General features: G+C 51.9%; 1 protein-coding gene and 1 pseudogene. Both read right to left on the bottom strand.

Going from position 1 to position 480, the window contains the following annotated elements; all coding sequences use genetic code 11:
* Window positions 1-105: pseudogene (locus tag DXA74_RS16625) on the bottom strand (mobilization protein); the annotation flags it as partial.
* Window positions 106-289: 184 nt separating this feature from the next.
* Window positions 290-480: DUF3408 domain-containing protein (locus DXA74_RS13020; protein WP_147380223.1), on the bottom strand; the 191-nt coding region annotated here is incomplete at its 5' end.

Here is a 480-nt window from a genome sequence, read left to right as displayed (position 1 = left end):
GCTTGGCTTCGAGAACTTCACTGTGACAGACTTCGACAGCTTGCGAACCCTGCCTGTGGGCGGTCTTCCGCCCTTTTTCTTGTCCTGTTCATGTATGCTTGTCATTCGATATACTGTTTACAGTTGGTACACTTATTTTCTGCGACCGTTGGGAGCAAAAAATCTCCGCCCTCATGGTGGAGCGAGGCGTTTTGGGGTTCCCAAAACATAACCTCGCTCCCTCTCAGAACACGTTAGTTGGAACTGCTGCCTTTCAGCTATCCACGTCCAAGGTCGCAGACCTTAATTCTCACAATTTGCGCCAAGCCTCGAAGTCCTCTTCATAAAGGCTTAGGTGGTGGCGCACGATGTTCTCAATGATGCCCGATACGCTCATGCGTCTCCCTCCGAGGATGCGGACGACACGATCAAGACGGTCTCGTACATCGGAACTGACGAAGACTGGCTTGCGGTCGTCAATCCTTGGAACTTGGAGGAAGG

Source organism: Bacteroides sp. OF04-15BH (assembly GCF_003477995.1).
Taxonomy (GTDB): Bacteria; Bacteroidota; Bacteroidia; order Bacteroidales; family Bacteroidaceae; genus Paraprevotella.
The sequence above is the reverse complement of the archived record's forward strand: the minus strand, read 5'-3'. Positions and strand labels throughout refer to the sequence as shown.